This window comes from Streptomyces sp. NPDC058221 (genome assembly GCF_042882365.1).
Classification (GTDB): Bacteria; Actinomycetota; Actinomycetes; order Streptomycetales; family Streptomycetaceae; genus Streptomyces.
The window spans coordinates 1-16,064 of the sequence record NZ_JBHVWF010000009.1 but is presented as its reverse complement, the minus strand read 5'-3'; the positions used below and the strand labels follow the sequence as shown (position 1 = coordinate 16,064).

Sequence of the window (16,064 nt, the reverse complement as noted above, 5' to 3'; positions counted from 1 at the left end):
GATCCTGGTAGTACCAGAAGGAGGCCCCATGGCCACCCACGTACTGCGTCCCGCCCGCCGGCCGGCGGCTCACCGTAAGAGCAGGGTCACCCGGCTCGATGAGCATCTTCCCGTCGATCACCGGCTCAGCCGCGTCTACCGGGTCGGGGCAGGGCTGATGGGTCTGGTGCTGCTCGCCTTCGGCATTCTCGGGCTGATCGACAAGATCGGCTTCTTCGACACCGGCGGGGACACCGTCGCGGGCCTCAGCACCAATGGCGCCCTCAGCGTGCTGTCGATCTGCGTCGGGCTGCTGCTCTTCATCGGGATGGTGATCGGTGGCAACTTCGCCTCGACCCTCAACATGGTGCTGGGCATCGCCTTCATCCTCAGCGGATTCGTGAATCTCGCGCTGCTGGACACGGGGCTGAACTTTCTCGCGTTCCAGATGCAGAACGTGCTGTTCAGCTTCGTCGTCGGGCTGATGCTGATGATGTTCGGGATGTACGGACGCGTCAGCGGCGGGCTCCCCCATGACAATCCGTACTGGCGGAGCCGCCATCCCGAGGAAGCCGCGCACGAGGAGCACCTCGAGCGGCGGAGGGCGGTCGGGCAGATGCCCGTCGTCGTCCCACCCTCCTCCGAGCGCCGCGCGTAGGGTCCGCGCATAACGGCCGCGCGTAACGCATTGCGGGGCTGCGTGAGGGGATGCGTGGAGCGGATTCCTGGATTCCTCGCAATCCCGGCCATGCAATCAGGTCTCCGGCGGATAGCCTGAGCGCATGCCTCGCTACGAGTACCGCTGCCGCTCCTGCGGACACACCTTCGAACTCCGTCGCCCGATGGCCCAGTCCTCGGCCCCCGCCTTCTGCCCTGCCGGGCACGAGGACACCGTGAAGCTTCTCTCCACCGTCGCCGTCGCCGTGGGCGGCACGGCCGGTTCCGCGCCCGCGCCGTCGAGCGGCGAAGGCGGAGGCGGGGGCGGCTGCTGCGGTGGGGGCTGCTGCGGCTGAACCCGCAGCCCTCGGCCCGTCTATCGCTTACGGGACAGCCGCGTCAGGCCGTCTACCGCTTACGGAGACAACAGCGTCAGGCCGTCTACCGCTTACGGGACAGCGTCAGCCCGTCCGCGACCGTGAGCAGCACGCTGTCCATCCGCGGATCGGCGGACACGTGGTCGTTGAACTCCTTGATGGCCGCCGCTCCGCCGGTCGCCTGCGGCTCGGTCACCCGGCCGTGGAAGAGCACGTTGTCCGTGGCGATGACGCCGCCCTGGCGCATCCGGGGCACCAGTTCCTCCCAGTACGGGATGTAGTTGCCCTTGTCCGCGTCGAGGTAGGCGAAGTCGATGTGCGGCTCGGCGGGCATCGCGCGCAGGGTGTCGAGCGCGGGGGCGATCCGCAGCTCGATCCGGTCGGCGACGCCCGCCTTCTCCCAGGCCGCGCGCCCGTAGGCCGTCCACTCCTCCGAGATGTCGCAGGCGATCAGCCGTCCGTCGGCGGGCAGCGCCTGGGCCATCGACAGGGCGGAGAAGCCGGTGAAGGTCCCCACCTCCACGATGTGGCGGGCCCCGGTCAGCCGGACGAGGAAGGCCAGCAGCGGGCCCTGTTCCTCCGCCGACTGCATGCCCGCACGGTCGGGCAGCTGGGCGTACGTGGTCTCGACGAGCTCGCGCTGCACCGCGTCCAGCGGCGGGTTGTGCGCCAGCATGTACGCGTACAACCCGTCCGTGATCTTGGTTTCGTTTCCCTTGGTCATCGCACTGCTCCCTTGGTCATCGCGCTGCTCCCTGGTCGGCCGAGTGCTCCCCCGGCGCGCGAGGACGCGGTGACTGTAGCCGCCGGATGCCGCCGGTTCGAGCGAATTCGGCGGCGCGGCGGACGGCATGACATCCGTGTGCCAGGCGGCCCGGTGCCCCGGTGCCAGCGACCGGGGCTCAGGCGGCGCGGCGCAGGCCCGCCGTCCGGAGGAGGCGCCGGAGGATCTCCTCGCCCGCCGCCACGCCCCGCTCTGCGGTCGCCTCCACGTGCGGGGCGTTCCAGTCCGCGTCGGCGAGTTCACCGTGGCCGGGGCGCCAGCCTCGGTCCGCGGCGAGCAGCAGGTCGGCGTCCAGGAGGGAGTCACCGGCGGCGAGGGTGAGCGTGGCGCCCGTGCGGCGGGCCACCTCGCGCATCGCCGCACTCTTGGTGAGCGGCCGCGGTACGGCGTAGATCTTGCGGCCCTGGAGCGAGACGGTCCAGCCGCGCGGCTCCGCCCACTCGGCCAACTCCTGTCGCCAGTCCGGCGGCAGGAGCGCCCGGTCGACGACGAGATAGGCGAAGAGGTCCTCGGCGACCCGCTCCTTGAGGAGCCAGGCGGGGTCGGCGGCGGCTACGAGATGGGCGCGGACCTCGGCGAGCGACGCGCACTCGTCGGCCAGCCGACGGGCCACCGTCCGCTGCCAGTCGGGGTCCGACTCGCCGTCCACGAGCATGTGTCCGCCGTTGGCGCAGATCGCGAACCGGGCCGCGGGTCCAGGGAGATGGATGCGGTGGTACTGCTCGCGGGTGCGGGTGGTGGTCGGCACGAAGACCGTGGACGGGGCGCCGGCCAGCTCGGCGAGCAGTGCGGCGGCCGTCTCCGTGACGTACGAGAGCGGCTTGTGGTCGTACACCTCGACGCAGAGCAGCCGGGGGGCCTGTGCGTCCGGCATCGGGAGCTGGAGGGCTGCCGCCGAATAGATGAGGGTGCGGTCGAGGTCGCTGGCGACCAGTGTCACGGGAGAGGCCGGCGGGAGGGCAGGCTGGGAGGTCAGTGGGGAGGCCGCGCCGGATGTCACCTGGGATGTCACTTCGGATGTCACTTGGACTCCACCGCCCTGCCGTCCGCGCCGGTCGCCCCGCGCGTGTACTTGGGGTGGATCAATCCGACGCAGGTGTACGGGAGTTCGTCGACCTCTTCGACCGGTACGCCGCGCTGCCCGGCCAGCAGCCTGATGTGTTCCAGGTCCGCTCCGGCGCCGCGCTTGGCGAGGATCTTCCACGGGACCCGGCGCAGCAGCACCCGGGTCGTCTCGCCGACGCCCGGCTTGACCAGGTTCACGTCGTGGATGCCGTACTCCTCGCTGATGCGTTCCACCGCGGCCCAGCCCTCCCAGGTGGGTGCGCGGTCGGCGGTGAGCAGTTCCTTGACGTCGGCGTCGACCGCGTCGGCGACCTCGCCGAACCGGTCGGCGACGGTGTCGAGGAAGTGGCCGGAGACATCGGATCCGGCGAGCTCGCGGTAGAACTTCGCGCCGTGGAAGTCGTCCGGACCGACCAGGTCGGAGCGCAGGACCGTACGGGAGATCAGGCCGGACACCGTGGAGTTGAGGCAGGCGGAGGGGATCAGGAAGTCCTCGCGGGTGCCGTACGTGCGGACGCAGCCGCCGGGGTCGGCCAGGACCGCGATCTCCGGGTTGAAGCCCTCGGTCCCGTCGGAGTCCTCGAACTCGGCTATGGCAGCCGCCAGTTCGCGGGTGATGGCGCCCTTCCCGGTCCAGCCGTCGACGAAGACCACGTCGGCGGGGTTGTGGTGGGCGGCAAGCCAGCGCAGGGCGTTGGCGTCGATGCCCCGGCCGCGCACGATCGACACGGCGTAGTGCGGCAGGTCGAGGCCGTGCCGGTGCTGGGCCCAGCGGCGCATCAGTACGCCGACGGGGGTGCCGGCCCTGGCCAGCGAGACCAGCACGGGGCGGGGGCCGCGCTCGGCCAGGACGGTCTCGGTGACGGTGCCGACGGCGCGGGCGATCCGTGCGGCCGACAGGTCCAGGGCCGCCTTGAACAGGTCCTGGTACTGGTCGGACGGCTGGTACTCGACGGGAAGCGACTCGGCGTAGTGCGCGCCGCCGCTCTGTATCGCCTCCTCGCGCTCCTCGGTGGGCGCCTCCAGCTCCGTGTCCGAGAGGTCCTGGAGCAGCCAGCCGACCTCGTCCGGTGCGTAGGAGGAGAAGGCGGGGCCGCGGAGGGGCTCGGGAAGCATGGGGGTTTCTTCCTGCCGGTCTGAGGACGGTGCGTCGGAGGTCGCCGCGGTCTGAGCCGCCGCGGCCACCGCTGCGGCCGGAGCCGTCGCAGCGGCCGCGGACGGTATGTATGAGGGCACGACCGCGAGCAGGACCTGGGCGGTGTGCGGGGCGAGCTGCGCCAGCAGGCCGTCGGCGGCGTGCAGCGCGGGCGTGTCCGCGGTGGAGTCGACGACGGCCACGACGGCGTCGAAGCCTGCGCCCGCGACGTTGTACGCGTACCGGTCGCCGGGGCCGTCGGACGGGTCGTCGTGGGCCGGGAAGACCAGCCGGGTCCGTATCGCGTAGCCCGGGTCGTCCACCGCGAGGACCGGGGAACGGGTCGTGGTGGAGTAGCGGACCTCGGCGGCGGTGCGGTCCTCCAGGGCGGCGCCCAGGCGCAGCGGCGCGTACATCAGCTCCTCGAAACCCAGGACCAGTACGCGGCGCGCACCGTCGTCCAGCGCCGCGGCGATGCGGTCCGCCATGGCGGGGAGTGCCGGTTCCAGCTGGGCCCGGTGCGCGGGCGTGAAACCGTGCCGGCCTCCGTCGGGCACACCGGCGGGCCACCGCAGGTCCACCCGGGTGGCTGGGCGGGGGGCTCCGGACGTCGGCGGCCGGGCCGCCGTACCCGTGACCGGCCCCGAGGGACCCGCCGCCTTCTGCGCGGCCTCCTCGGCCGTGACCAGCGCCTGCCCCTTCTCCAGGACCCCGTCCGGAAGGCGGACCGTGCCCGTGTTCCTCGCCACCAGATCGACGCGGGCGCCGATCTCCGCGGCGAACTCGGCCAGCCGCCCGCGGTCGGCCGGCGAGCGCATGTCGACCAGGGCCACGATGACGTAGCGGGACCGGGGATAGCGCTCGTGCAGGGCGCGGATGGTGTTGAGGACGGTGTTACCGGTGGAGAACTCGTCGTCGACCAGCACGAGCACCGCGTCGGACGAAGCCCCCTCCCCGGCCTCGCCGGAACCGGTACTGCCGAAGCCGGTACTGCCTGCCGCGTCCCCCGCCAGCAGGTCAGGGTCCTCCGGGAGCAGCAGGTGCGAGGTGGCGTGCGAGTGCGACTCCTCGAAGCCGCCCGCCCGGGCCACACCCTCGACGGGGCGCCGTGTCGAGTGGAGATACGGCGCGGTGCCGAGCCCGTCGGCGACCGCGTGACCGAGGCCGGTGGCCGTCTCCGCGTAGCCGAGCACGACCGCGCGCCGGGACCCGTCCTCCCCGAGCAGCTCCCGCACCCGGCGGCCGAGCTCGAATCCGGCGCCATAGACCACCGAGGGGTACTGCGGCACATGCTTGCCGAGCACATGGGACACGAGCAGATGCGCCCGCTTGGGGTTGCGCCGCAGGGCGAGGCCCAGCAGCTCCCGCAGCTCACCGTCGCCCACGAGCTCGACGCCCAGCCGCTCCGCGACCCAGCTACCCGACCACACCACGTTCGCCGTCTCTTTCCTCGCCGCACGACCCGCTCATCGGGTCGCGCTCAGGTTCGTACTCACACTCAGGGTCATACTCAGGGGGCGCATCCAGGGGGCGCACTCGCGCACCCATGGTCGTACGCGCCGGACGACCGGCAGCCGCCGGACAACCGGCGGCCGAAGCCCGTCACCCCGCCACCGTCACCGCCGGCCCGGTCACCGGCACACTTCCTCCAGCGAAACGCTCCGCCGCAGCCGGCTCATTCCGCCAGGCTCGCGGCCAGCAGCTCCACGAAGCCGACGTCCTCCCTCGCCACCCCGAACACCTCGGCCCGCCGCAGGGTGCGCTCGGCCCACGCCCGGTGCGGCTTCACTTCGTTCATCTTGTTCGTGTACGCGGAGCGCAGCACGCCGCCGCCCCCGCGTTCCGGCCGCAGGATGTCCTGGGCGTCGCTGAACTCCTCGTGGCTGACCACCGACAGTGCGTGCACGGGCGCGACGTGCGACGGGTGGATGCAGGTCTTGCCGAGCAGACCGTTGGCCCGGTCCAGCTCGATCTCCCGCAGCAGCCCGTCCAGGTCGTGCTCGATCAGCGCCGTGCGCAGCTCCTCGGCCCGGCCCTCCAGGAAGGGGCTGCGGCGCAGCTGTGGCTTGAACATGCGCTCCTGGAGTCGGAAGTACTCCCACACCGGTCCGGTGATCGTGAAGCCCGTGCCGTCCGCCCGGCCCAGCACATTCACCACGTCGGCGATGACATCGCCGACGATCCGGACGTCGTACGCCGTCATGTCCGGCGCCCTGCGCAGGCCGTACGCCGAGCAGAAGTCGGTGACGCCGAGCCGCAGCGCGAGGACCCGGTCACGGTACGTGTCGACGGTGGCGGCGATCTTCTGGAGGGACTCCTGGCGGGTCTCCAGGTGGAGCAGCTCGGGGGATTCGAGCACCGGCATGGCGAAGAGCCGCCTGCCGCCGATGCCCTCGGCCTTGGTCAGGGCCTCCATGAACGGCACGCCACGCTCTTGCGTGAACTTCGGAAGTACAAAACCAGACAACAATCGGGCGGTATCGCCGAGCCGCCGCACCAGGTCGGTGATCTGGTGCGGTTCACGGACCCGGATGAAGAGCAGGGGCAGCTCGGCGTCGCGTACGGCCAGTTCGGCGAACTGTGCGACCAGGTTCTCCTCGGCGCCGGCCACCTCCGAGTCGTCGATCGAGTCCTCCAGGCACAACACCATCGAGACGACCCCGCGGGCGGCCTGCTTGATGACGTCGTCGGCAAGTGCCGGCCGGGTGGCGGGGCTGTAGAGGGTGGCTCCCAGGGCGGCGGAGAGCACGGTTGCCGACGCGTCGGCGTCGAAGAAGCACGGCTGCTGGAAGAACAGGCCGTCCCTGACACTGGGCGCGATATGCCCGAAATGACGCATGTGATTCCCCCCGTACTACCTGACCGACCGGACAACGTGTGGCCGGTAATAGTACGTACGGACGGGTGTCGGCAGTTCCCTCGACGCATGAAGTCCGGGTAACTCGTCCATTTCGCGACGGTTCCGAAGGGTGCGGACGGGGTGGTTCCGGCATTCCGCCGAGACACGGCTTGCGCCCCCCACGTTGTCCACAGGGGCAGCCAGCAGGCAGGATGACCGCCATGACGCACGCGATGGTGAAAGGTTCGAACGTCCCGCTGGACGCCATGGCCGTACGGGCCGTGCTGCGCTGGTCCCCGGGCGCCGGGGTTCCCGACGTGGACGCCTCGGCCCTGCTGCTCGGCTCCGGCGGCCGCGTGCGCTCGGACGAGGACTTCGTCTTCTACAACCAGCCCCGCCACCCCTCCGGCCTGGTACGACGGCTCCCGAAGCGGAGTCTCGCCGAGGGCCTGACGGACACCATCGAGGCCGACCTCAACGCGCTCGACCCCTCGGTCGACCAGGTGGTCATCGCCGCATCCTCCGACGGAGCCGCCTTCGAACAGGTGCGCGACCTGCGCATCATGCTCTACGACGCGACGGCGACGGGCGGTGAACCGCTCGCCGTGTTCGACGTACGGCCGGAGACCGGCGAGGAAACCGCGATCATCTGCGGCGAGCTGTACCGGCGCGGCGATGGCTGGAAGTTCCGTGCCGTGGGACAGGGCTACCCGACCGGACTGGTCGGTCTCGCGACCGCCTTCGGCATCTCCGTCGACGAGGCGGAGGCCGCGGCCGAGCCCGATCCGGCGCCGCTGCCGCCCGCACCGCCGTTCCCGCCCGCCCCGGCCGCCGGACCTGACGCACAGGTCACGGTGCAGCACCAGCAGCCCGCGTACGGCTATCCGCAGCCCGCAGCGGCCCCGCCGGCGCAGGCCCCGCAGCCGGCCTACGGCTACCCCCAGCCGGCCTCCGCGCAGCCCGCCTACGGCTATCCGCAGCCCGCGGCGGCCGCGGCGTACGCGCCGGACCCGAATTTCGTCCTGCCGCCGCAGGGCCCGCAGTTCATACGCCCCTGACCCGCCGCACCCGGCCGGAACTCGTCGCCTCGCCGATCATCGCCGACTCCGGCCGCGGCTCCGGCCCGGTGGGGACAGCCGTCAGGCGCGGGACTTGTACCCGCGCCCCCACTGCATCCCGAAGCCGTACAGCCGGTCCAGCTCCGACTGGAAGCCGTACACGAACTTCACCTCGCGCCGCACCATGAGTTCACCCTTGACGTTCTCCACGGTGAACACGGCGCACGAGCGGGCCTGCGGGGCCCGTTCGTCCAGCTCGATCTCGATGCGCGGCCCGTTGCCCGGGTAGAGCGTCACCTTGGCGTGCGTACGGTCGAAGGCCGGCGTCTGGTCGTAGATGTAGACGAAGAACAGCAGCCGCTTGATCTGGTCGCGCTGGTCGAGGTTGACGTAGACGGTCTCGCCGGACGGCGCCCCGAAGCGGTCGTCCCCGCTGAGCCTGATGTACGGCGGCGCGTTCAGATCACCGATCAGGTTGCCCAGCGGCTGCACCACGCCCTTGGTGCCGTCCGCAAGCTCGTACATGCAGCCCAGGTCCAGGTCGACGTTGACCACACCCTGGGTGTGCGCCTGGACGACGTCGGGCTTGAAGAGCTTGAACGGCCGCAGCAGCCGGCCGCTCTGCCGGGACCGGCCCTCGATGTCGGACGTCCGCATCCGCCACGAGAGGTTGACCCGGAGATTGCCGGTCAGCGCGCCCTGTTTGGTCAGTGAGACCGTGGCGTGCCGCTTGGAGAGCACGATGGAGTTGGTGGCCGCGCTGCCCGACTCGAACTGTGCTTCCCGCCCCGGCCACAGGCTGTCCCAGAACGCCATCCCCAACCCCCACACATATCGGCCCCGCACCTGTCGGTGTCACACCCGCCGCGCCCGTCGCATGCGACGCACACGACGCACGCACCGCTGCGGGGCGGCTCCGGGCCGGGTCCGGGTGTTCCCCGGAAACCTGCGCCGTACGAGCCGCCCCGCAGAGAGCGTTCCTCATTCCCTACCGGGTCACACCCCGGCGGAGACTTCCGTACTGCCTCCGTCACCATCGGCCTCCAGCGCCTTGTTGCGCCGGACCGACGACCAGAAGGACCAGGCGATCAGGATGACGCCGATGAGACCGGTGATGATCTCGTTGATCTCGTACTGGATCGTGATGAGCAGGAGGACGGCCAGCGCGCCGATCGCGTAGTGCGCGCCGTGCTCCAGGTAGACGTAGTCGTCCAGGGTGCCCTGGCGGACCAGGTAGACCGTGAGCGAACGGACGTACATCGCACCGATACCGAGACCCAGCGCCATCAGCACGATCTCGTTGGTGATGGCGAAGGCGCCGATCACACCGTCGAACGAGAAGGACGCGTCGAGCACTTCCAGGTAGAGGAACATGAAGAACGCGGCCTTGCCGGAGAGTACGACCGCGGAGAGTTTCTTCCCCGTCCGCTCGGCTTCCTCCTCCTGCTCGTGCTCGCGTTCCTCCTCTTCCTCCAGCTTGTTCTCGAAGTGGCCGGAGAGTCCGCCGACGATGAGATACGTGATCAGACCCGCGATACCCGCGAGCAGGACGGTTTCGCCCTTGTCCGCGTGTCCGCCGCCGTGCTGGTGTGCCTGGGTCGCGAACGTCATGGCCGAGATGAGCAGGACGACCAGCGCGACGCAGACCGACAGCATGTCGACCTTGCCGAGCTTGGCGAGCGGGCGCTCGATCCAGCGCAGCCACTGGATGTCACGGTCCTCGAAAATGAAGTCGAGGAAGATCATCAACAGGAACATGCCACCGAAGGCGGCGATGGCCGGGTGGGCGTCGGTGACCAGTTCCTTGTAGCGGTCCGGGTCATTGAACGAGAGATCGACGGCCTCGATCGGTCCCAGCTTGGCGGTGATGGCCACGATGACGACGGGGAACACCAGCCGCATACCGAAGACCGCGATGAGTACACCGACCGTGAGGAAGATCTTCTGCCAGAAGGCGCTCATCTTCTTCAGGATTCCGGCGTTGACGACCGCGTTGTCGAAGGACAGCGAGATCTCCAGGACGGAAAGGATCGCGACCACCCCGAAGGCTTGCCACCCCCCGTAGAACAGGGCTGCGACCAGGCCGAGCGCGGTAATCGCGAACGACCAGCCGAAGGTTTTCAGAAGCACTGGCTACCCCATCATCTGTGTACAGGTCTCCCCCGAGGTGTACGGGGCTCCCCCGCGTCGTGCGCGGCTTTACGAAACGTTGACCCCGAAGTCTAGAGCGATACCGCGCAGACCTGACGCGTACCCCTGCCCCACTGCACGGAACTTCCACTCACCGTTATAACGGTAGAGCTCGCCGAAGATCATCGCGGTCTCCGTCGAGGCGTCCTCACTCAGGTCGTAACGCGCGAGTTCCTGGCCGTCGGCCTGGTTCACCACCCGGATGAACGCGTTGCTGACCTGGCCGAATGCCTGCCCGCGATTTTCGGCCTCATGGATGGAGACCGGAAAAACGATCTTGTCGCAATGGGCCGGCACCTGTGTGAGGTTCACGATGACCGACTCGTCGTCGCCCTCGCCCTCACCCGTGAGGTTGTCACCGGTGTGCTCCACGGAGCCGTCGGGGCTCGTGAGGTTGTTGTAGAACACGAACCATTCGTCGCCGAGCACCCGGCCCGACTGGCACAGCAGCGCGCTGGCGTCGAGGTCGAAGTCGGCCCCCGTGGTGGATCGTGCGTCCCAGCCGAGCCCGACCAGTACCTGGGTGAGATTGGGTGCGGCCTTGGAGAGGGAGACATTGCCTCCCTTGGCGAGCGTGACGCCCATGGTGTGTCCTCCCCGAGTCGATGAACCGTCTGTTGAGCCGGTGAACCGCGTACGGAACGGCTGAACCGTGCACGGAGCGGCTGAACTACTGCCTACTGAGCGCGTCCGGCGCCGCACAGGGTGCGGCGCCGGACGGGACGTGCTGGGCCTGCCCGGGTCCGCGCCTTCGCCGGCACGGCCCCGGAACGGCTGTCTAGACGTTGACGCCGAAGTCCTGCGCGATGCCGCGCAGACCCGAGGCGTAACCCTGACCGATGGCGCGGAACTTCCACTCCGCACCGTTGCGGTACAGCTCGCCGAAGACCATGGCGGTCTCCGTCGAGGCGTCCTCGCTCAGGTCGTAACGCGCGAGCTCGCTGTTGTCGGCCTGGTTGACCACGCGGATGTACGCGTTGCGCACCTGGCCGAAGCTCTGCTGCCGCGACTCGGCCTCGTAGATCGAGACCGGGAAGACGATCTTGTCGACATCGGCCGGGACACCGGCCAGGTTGACCTTGATGACCTCGTCGTCGCCCTCGCCCTCACCGGTGAGGTTGTCACCGGTGTGCTCGACCGAACCGTCGGGGCTCTTGAGGTTGTTGAAGAAGACGAAATTGCCGTCGTTGCCGACCTTGCCCTCGGCGTTCGTCAGCAGGGCGCTGGCGTCGAGGTCGAAATCCCCGCCGGTGGTGGTACGAGCGTCCCAGCCCAGACCCACGATGACCGCGGTCAGGTTGGGCGCGGCCTTGGTCAGCGAGACGTTGCCGCCCTTGCTGAGGCTGACTCCCACGAGTCCTCCCATTGGTTTCATTGGGGGCCGGCCGGTGCCGGCGCCTCCACGTTGCGTTGGCATCCGATCAACGAGTGGATCCTAGTGACCGGTTCCCGGCCAAAACAGGCTTTTGGCCGGGGGTCGCCCGGAGATCCCCCGGATCCCGGATCGGAGCGAGCCGATCAGAGAGAGCCGAGCGCCTTGATGTAGTCGTTGAGGTCGCGCGCGTCGGGCAGGCCGTTGACGACGGTCCAGCGCACCACGCCCTCCTTGTCGATGATGAAGGTGCCGCGCACCGCGCAGCCCTTCTCCTCGTCGAAGACGCCGTACGCCCGCGAGGTCTCCCCGTGCGGCCAGAAGTCCGAGAGCAGCGGGTATGCGAGGCCCTCCTGCTCGGCGAAGACGCGCAGGGTGTGAATGGAGTCGTTGGAGACGGCGAGCAGCTGCGTGTCGTCGTTCTCGAAGGAGGGCAGCTCGTCACGGAGGGCACAGAGCTCGCCCGTGCAGACGCCGGTGAAGGCGAACGGGTAGAAGAGCACCACCACGTTCTTCTCGCCATGGAAGTCCGACAACTTCACGGTACGGCCGTGGTTGTCCTTCAGCTCGAAATCCGGGGCCTTGGTGCCGACCTCGATCGCCATGAAACGCGTCCCTTCGCTACGTCGCCGGGCTGGGCTGTCCGGGTGACTCCCCACCCTACGCAGAGGTGCCCGGCGGCCGTCCAGCGCCCGCAGAAGGTCACCCTGCGGGCGCTGCACGGGGTGCGCGACGGATATACGAAGGCCCCCGGGCGGCGTGCTGCCGTCGGGGGCCTTCAGTGGCGAAATGCGGTTCAGCGCCTGGGCTTGGCCGCCACCTTCGGTGTGGCCAGACGGCTGCCCGTCCAGTCCTTGCCCGCACTGATGCTCTTGGTCTGGGCGAGACCGGCTGTCTGGGCAGCCTCGTTGATGTCGCTCGGCTCGACGTAACCGTCACGGCCGGTCTTCGGCGTCATCAGCCAGACCGTGCCGCCTTCCTCGAGCAGACCAATGGCATCCACCAGCGCGTCCGTAAGGTCGCCGTCCTCGTCGCGGAACCAGAGCAGGACGACGTCAGCGACGTCGTCGTAGTCCTCGTCGACGAGTTCCTGGCCGATAGTGGCCTCAATGCCCTCACGGAGCTCCAGCTCGACGTCGTCGTCGTAGCCGATCTCCTGGACCACCTGTCCGGGCTCGAACCCCAGGCGTGCTGCCGGGTTGGTCCGCTCCTCCGCGTGGTCCGCGGTCGCGCTCACGGGTTGCCTCCTGATCATGTTTCGGAAAATGCTTCAGCCACGCGCGTACGCGGGGCGCTGGCCGTAGTCCACACGGGAGCGGCGGATCGCGCAAGTACCCAGCGCACGAGACCGCCTAAACGGTGACGTTTCGTGCCACGTCGCCGCACGGTCGGCGGGTCCGCTGCTGGAGCCTGCGCTCCCCTCCACACCCTGATTACGTCCTTACGTCCTTGAACAGCTTATGCCGTTTCGGCCCGGCAATCGGAGTCGAACAGCGTTTGGGAACACTTGGGCGCCTTGGGCGTATGGTTGCGGTTTCGCCCGACCCATCCTGCCCGACGCGTCCTGATTCCCCGATACCCGCTCTGCCGCGGCCCATCCGGACCTTCGGGACCCGGTGCCCCGGAAGCCCGCCGGTTACCTCTCGGTAGAGATGACGTTTGCGTCCTCGCGGTACACGATGGGATGGCGTACGTGTACATATCCCGGGGGCGTGACTCCCTCAACCAGGCCCCGTAGCGCAGCACCGAACAGCGAAGGAACAGCGTGGCTTCCGGATCCGATCGCAACCCGATCATCATTGGCGGCCTTCCGAGTCAGGTCCCGGATTTCGATCCCGAAGAGACCCAGGAATGGCTCGACTCCCTCGACGCCGCCGTCGACGAGCGGGGCCGTGAGCGGGCCCGCTATCTCATGCTCCGGCTCATCGAGCGTGCCCGCGAGAAGCGCGTCGCCGTGCCGGAGATGCGCAGCACGGATTACGTGAACACCATCGCCACGAAGGACGAGCCGTTCTTCCCCGGCGACGAGGAGATCGAGCGCAAGGTACTCAACGCGACCCGCTGGAACGCGGCCGTGATGGTGTCGCGGGCGCAGCGTCCGGGGATCGGCGTCGGCGGTCACATCGCCACGTTCGCCTCCTCCGCCTCGCTCTACGACGTGGGCTTCAACCACTTCTTCCGCGGCAAGGACGACGGTCTGGGCGGTGACCAGATCTTCTTCCAGGGGCACGCCTCCCCCGGTATCTACGCCCGCGCGTTCCTGCTGGACCGGCTGAGCGAGGCGCAGCTCGACGGCTTCCGCCAGGAGAAGTCGAAGGCGCCGAACGGCCTGTCCAGCTACCCGCACCCGCGGCTGATGCCGGACTTCTGGGAGTTCCCGACCGTCTCGATGGGCCTGGGCCCGCTCGGCGCGATCTACCAGGCGCGGATGAACCGCTACATGGAGGCGCGCGGCCTCGCCGACACCTCCAAGTCGCACGTCTGGGCCTATCTCGGTGATGGCGAGATGGACGAGCCGGAGTCGCTCGGCCAGCTGTCCATCGCAGCCCGCGAGGGTCTGGACAACCTGACCTTCGTCGTCAACTGCAACCTCCAGCGCCTCGACGGGCCGGTGCGCGGCAACGGCAAGATCATCCAGGAGCTGGAGTCGCAGTTCCGCGGTGCCGGCTGGAACGTCATCAAGCTGGTCTGGGACCGCTCCTGGGACCCGCTGCTCGCCCAGGACCGCACGGGCATCCTGGTCAACAAGCTGAACACCACGCCGGACGGCCAGTTCCAGACGTACGCCACCGAGACGGGCGCGTACATCCGTGATCACTTCTTCGGTGACGACGCCCGGCTGCGGGACATGGTCAAGGACATGTCCGACCAGCAGATCCTGCACCTGGGCCGCGGCGGTCACGACCACCGCAAGGTCTACGCGGCGTACGCGGCGGCCAAGGCCCACAAGGGGCAGCCGACGGTGATCCTGGCGCAGACGGTCAAGGGCTGGACGCTGGGGCCGAACTTCGAGGGCCGCAACGCGACCCACCAGATGAAGAAGCTCACGGCCGAGGACCTGAAGCGTTTCCGGGACCGGCTGCACATCCCGATCGCGGACTCCCAGCTGGAGGACGGCAACCCGCCGTACTACCACCCGGGCCGCGACTCGGAGGAGATCCAGTACATGCACGACCGCCGCAAGGGTCTGGGCGGTTACGTCCCGACGCGTGTGGTGCGGTCGAAGGCGCTGGCCCTGCCCGACGAGAAGGCCTACGCGAGCGCGAAGAAGGGTTCAGGTCAGCAGTCGATCGCCACCACCATGGCGTTCGTCCGCATCCTGAAGGACCTCATGCGGGACAAGGAGATCGGCAAGCGTTTCGTGCTGATCGCGCCCGACGAGTACCGCACCTTCGGTATGGACGCCTTCTTCCCGAGCGCGAAGATCTACAACCCGCTCGGTCAGCAGTACGAGTCGGTGGACCGCGATCTGCTGCTCGCGTACAAGGAGTCGCCGACCGGCCAGATGCTGCACGACGGCATCTCCGAGGCCGGCTGTACCGCCTCGCTGGTCGCGGCCGGTTCGGCGTACGCGACGCACGGCGAGCCGCTGATCCCGGTGTACGTCTTCTACTCGATGTTCGGTTTCCAGCGGACCGGCGACCAGTTCTGGCAGATGGCCGACCAGCTCGCCCGCGGCTTCGTGCTGGGCGCCACCGCCGGCCGTACGACGCTGACCGGTGAGGGCCTCCAGCACGCGGACGGCCACTCGCAGCTGCTCGCCTCGACGAACCCGGCCTGTGTCGCCTACGACCCGGCGTTCGGGTACGAGATCGGGCACATCGTCAAGGACGGTCTGCGCAGGATGTACGGCGGGACGCCCGAGGAGAACGAGGACGTCTTCTACTACCTCACCGTCTACAACGAGCCGATCCAGCACCCGGCCGAGCCCGCGGACGTGGACGTCGAGGGCATCCTGAAGGGCGTCTACCGCTACAGCAGCGGCGAGAGGGGCGAGATCCCCGCCCAGATCATGGCGTCCGGTGTGGCGGTCCCCTGGGCGGTCGAGGCGCAGCGCGTCCTCGCCGACGAGTGGAACGTGAAGGCCGACGTCTGGTCGGCGACGTCCTGGAACGAGCTGCGGCGCGAGGCCGTGGACGTGGAGCGCTACAACCTGCTGCACCCGGAGGAGGAGCAGCGCGTGCCGTATGTGACGCGCAAGCTGTCCGGGGCACAGGGCCCGTTCGTGGCGGTCTCGGACTGGATGCGGTCCGTACCGGACCAGATCGCGCGCTGGGTGCCCGGTGCGTACCAGTCGCTGGGTGCGGACGGCTTCGGGTTCGCGGACACCCGCGGGGCGGCCCGCCGGTTCTTCCACATCGACGCCCAGTCGATCGTCCTGGCGGTGCTCACCGAGCTCGCGAAGGACGGGAAGATCGACCGTTCGGTGCTGAAGACGGCGGTCGACCGCTACGACCTGCTGGATGTGGCCGCGGCCGATCCTGGTCCCGCGGGCGGCGACGCGTAGTTCACAGGGCCGCGGGGCGGTGGGACCGGAAGGGTCCCACCCCCCCCCGGCGTTTACGGGACCGATCCCCCCCCGCCCGGGGGAAGTATACCAACCCGTGT

Annotated in this window: 14 protein-coding genes; 4 read left to right on the top strand and 10 right to left on the bottom strand. The window is 69.2% G+C overall.

The annotated features are described in order from the left end of the window. Nucleotides 1-28: 28 nt before the first annotated feature. Nucleotides 29-637: a DUF4383 domain-containing protein gene (locus tag ACFVW8_RS05080; RefSeq protein WP_389686200.1), complete on the top strand. Its 609-nt coding sequence runs from the start codon at nt 29-31 to the stop codon at nt 635-637. A 124-nt stretch (nt 638-761) separates the two neighbouring features. Beyond that, entirely contained in the window at nt 762-992 is a 231-nt protein-coding gene (locus ACFVW8_RS05075) for a zinc ribbon domain-containing protein (protein WP_389686199.1), read from the top strand. A gap of 85 nt (nt 993-1,077) precedes the next feature. On the opposite strand, the gene ACFVW8_RS05070 is transcribed toward ACFVW8_RS05075, so the two are convergent. The 4 genes from ACFVW8_RS05070 to ACFVW8_RS05055 form a co-directional block, all read right to left on the bottom strand. Beyond that, nucleotides 1,078-1,737 carry an O-methyltransferase gene (locus ACFVW8_RS05070; RefSeq protein WP_389686198.1) on the bottom strand — a complete coding sequence of 220 codons (660 nt, stop codon included), beginning with the start codon at nt 1,735-1,737 and terminating at the stop codon, nt 1,078-1,080. A 178-nt stretch (nt 1,738-1,915) separates the two neighbouring features. Then, complete coding sequence (locus tag ACFVW8_RS05065; RefSeq protein WP_389686290.1) at nt 1,916-2,773, bottom strand: HAD family hydrolase; 858 nt, start codon at nt 2,771-2,773, stop codon at nt 1,916-1,918. A 44-nt stretch (nt 2,774-2,817) separates the two neighbouring features. Continuing rightward, on the bottom strand, nt 2,818-5,430 hold the full coding sequence (locus tag ACFVW8_RS05060; RefSeq protein WP_389686197.1) for a phosphoribosyltransferase: 2,613 nt from the start codon (nt 5,428-5,430) through the stop codon (nt 2,818-2,820). Between the two features lie 242 nt (nt 5,431-5,672). Further along, nucleotides 5,673-6,836 carry an HpcH/HpaI aldolase/citrate lyase family protein gene (locus ACFVW8_RS05055; protein WP_389686196.1) on the bottom strand — a complete coding sequence of 388 codons (1,164 nt, stop codon included), beginning with the start codon at nt 6,834-6,836 and terminating at the stop codon, nt 5,673-5,675. Between the two features lie 221 nt (nt 6,837-7,057). Here ACFVW8_RS05055 and ACFVW8_RS05050 point away from each other — a divergent pair, with 221 nt between their 5' ends. Continuing rightward, complete coding sequence (locus ACFVW8_RS05050) at nt 7,058-7,894, top strand: TerD family protein (RefSeq protein ID WP_389686195.1); 837 nt, start codon at nt 7,058-7,060, stop codon at nt 7,892-7,894. 81 nt (nt 7,895-7,975) lie between these two features. Here ACFVW8_RS05050 and ACFVW8_RS05045 read toward each other — a convergent pair whose 3' ends face one another. The 6 genes from ACFVW8_RS05045 to ACFVW8_RS05020 all read right to left on the bottom strand — a co-directional run bounded on the left by ACFVW8_RS05045 (nt 7,976) and on the right by ACFVW8_RS05020 (nt 12,693). Then, the gene (locus ACFVW8_RS05045; protein ID WP_389686194.1) at nt 7,976-8,710 is read right to left on the bottom strand and encodes a Tellurium resistance; all 735 of its coding nucleotides are present in this window, start codon (nt 8,708-8,710) and stop codon (nt 7,976-7,978) included. Between the two features lie 180 nt (nt 8,711-8,890). After that, nucleotides 8,891-10,024: a DUF475 domain-containing protein gene (locus ACFVW8_RS05040; protein WP_389686193.1), complete on the bottom strand. Its 1,134-nt coding sequence runs from the start codon at nt 10,022-10,024 to the stop codon at nt 8,891-8,893. A 69-nt stretch (nt 10,025-10,093) separates the two neighbouring features. Then, complete coding sequence (locus ACFVW8_RS05035; protein ID WP_389686192.1) at nt 10,094-10,669, bottom strand: TerD family protein; 576 nt, start codon at nt 10,667-10,669, stop codon at nt 10,094-10,096. 193 nt (nt 10,670-10,862) lie between these two features. Next, on the bottom strand, nt 10,863-11,438 hold the full coding sequence (locus ACFVW8_RS05030) for a TerD family protein (protein ID WP_024491201.1): 576 nt from the start codon (nt 11,436-11,438) through the stop codon (nt 10,863-10,865). A 164-nt stretch (nt 11,439-11,602) separates the two neighbouring features. Next, the gene (locus tag ACFVW8_RS05025) at nt 11,603-12,061 is read right to left on the bottom strand and encodes a peroxiredoxin (protein WP_389686191.1); all 459 of its coding nucleotides are present in this window, start codon (nt 12,059-12,061) and stop codon (nt 11,603-11,605) included. Nucleotides 12,062-12,252: 191 nt separating this feature from the next. Further along, complete coding sequence (locus ACFVW8_RS05020) at nt 12,253-12,693, bottom strand: DUF3052 domain-containing protein (RefSeq protein ID WP_389686190.1); 441 nt, start codon at nt 12,691-12,693, stop codon at nt 12,253-12,255. 528 nt (nt 12,694-13,221) lie between these two features. Here ACFVW8_RS05020 and aceE point away from each other — a divergent pair. After that, nucleotides 13,222-15,963: a pyruvate dehydrogenase (acetyl-transferring), homodimeric type gene (gene aceE / locus ACFVW8_RS05015; protein WP_389686189.1), complete on the top strand. Its 2,742-nt coding sequence runs from the start codon at nt 13,222-13,224 to the stop codon at nt 15,961-15,963. Nucleotides 15,964-16,064: the final 101 nt, after the last annotated feature.